At 56.6% G+C, this 1,701-nt stretch carries 2 protein-coding genes; both read right to left on the bottom strand.

Annotated features, from left to right (window positions below; genetic code table 11):
* Nucleotides 1-1,142: ABC transporter permease (locus ACOSYY_RS10645; RefSeq protein ID WP_421662324.1), on the bottom strand; the 1,142-nt coding region annotated here is incomplete at its 3' end.
* On the bottom strand, nt 1,139-1,701 hold a 563-nt coding region (locus tag ACOSYY_RS10640; protein WP_421662323.1), incomplete at its 5' end, for an ATP-binding cassette domain-containing protein. The genes ACOSYY_RS10645 and ACOSYY_RS10640, both read right to left, overlap by 4 nt.

Raw genomic sequence — 1,701 nt, 5'->3', positions numbered from 1 at the left:
TAATCGAGAGTCCGGCGGTACCGTTTCACACCGATCGCCAAGGCAACAACGGCAAAGAGGGCGATTTGCCATAACTGGAGCAGGACCTCTTCTGATCCATTCCCTTTCAGCATGATGCCCCGCACGATCCTAAGAAAGTGGGTCAGCGGCAGCATCTCGCCGATCGTTTGCGCCCACTGCGGCATACCGCGGAAAGGAAACATGAATCCCGAGAGCAAGAGCGACGGCAAAAAGAAGAAGAACGAGAGCTGCACGGCCTGCAACTGGTTCTGTGCCATGGTAGAAAAAGTGATTCCCATCGCCAGATTGGCCGTAATGAAGACCAACGCGGCTAGGAGCAGCATTGCCACGCTACCGTACACCGGCACCTTGAAAATCAGGTGAGCCGCCAGGAGAATGATCACCACTTGTACATAGCCCACAAGAATATACGGGAGCACCTTGCCGATCATGACCTCGAACGGCCGCGTCGGCATCGAGAGCAGGTTTTCCATCGTGCCGCGTTCGCGTTCACGCGTAATCGCCAAGCCTGTAATCATCACCATCGTCATCGTCAGCACCACGCCCATCAAGCCCGGCACGATGTTGTATTGCGTGATGACCTCGGGATTGTACCGTGCGTGAATTCGCAGGTCGATGGGATCGTCGTCTTTAGAGAGAAACGCCAAAGGCCCGGTGAAATCTTGCCGGAATGCCGTTGCCGCCAACACACGCAATGATCCGATGGCATTGCTGGTTGCACCCGGATCGGTTGCATCCGCCTCGACGAGAATAGCAGGTTTCTCACCGCGGACCAGGTCACGCGAAAAGTTGTACGGGATGTTGATCACGAACTGCACGTCGCCCCGCGCGAGTACCTCCTCCGCCTCCCGCTCGCTTTTCACCTGCCGGGTGAATTCGAAGTAGTCGCTGTTCCGTATTGCCTGAAGAAGTGTTCGCCCATGAGGACCATAATCGGCAAGAAGAACCGCAGTCGGCAAATGCTTCGGGTCCGCATTGATGGCAAAACCGAAGAGAATGAGTTGGATCAATGGAATACCGATCATCATTCCAAACGTCACCCGGTCTCGGCGCATCTGAATGAACTCCTTAACGACGATGGCCCAGAAGCGGGAGGGAGAAAACATCCGGCGCAGGCTCATGATGCGACGTCATTCGAGGATCGATGCATGAGGTGGATGAACACATCTTCGAGACTCGTGCGCACGCGCTGCCACTCATACGGTGCAGCATGAAACGCAGAAATCGTGGCTTCGAGCGCGACAGGGTCGTCTCCGCTCACATGCAACCGATCGCCAAACGCGACGGCTTGTTGCACACCGGGTTGCCGGCGCAATGTTTCCGTCAATTGCTGGAGATCTGGTCCACTGACCGCCCAGGTGGTAAGCTGCGCCTGGATGATGACGTCGGCAACAGTTCCATAGGTGAGCAACTTTCCATAGGCGATGTAGGCAAGGCGATGGCAGCGCTCGGCTTCGTCCATATAGTGGGTGGTGATCAAAAACGTGAGGCCTTCGGCCGCCAATCGGTGAATGTGCTCCCAAAATTCTCTGCGCGCCTTCGGATCGACACCGGCCGTCGGTTCATCCAATAGCAATAACTTCGGTCGATGGATCAGACAGGCGGCTAAGGCGAGCCGCTGCTTCCACCCCCCCGACAATTGACCGGCCAATTGCGCTCGTCGACCGGCGAGGCCCAACC

The organism is Nitrospira sp. BLG_2 (assembly GCF_049222245.1).
Note: the sequence above shows the minus strand (reverse complement) of the source record. Positions and strands in the feature narration are given on the sequence as shown.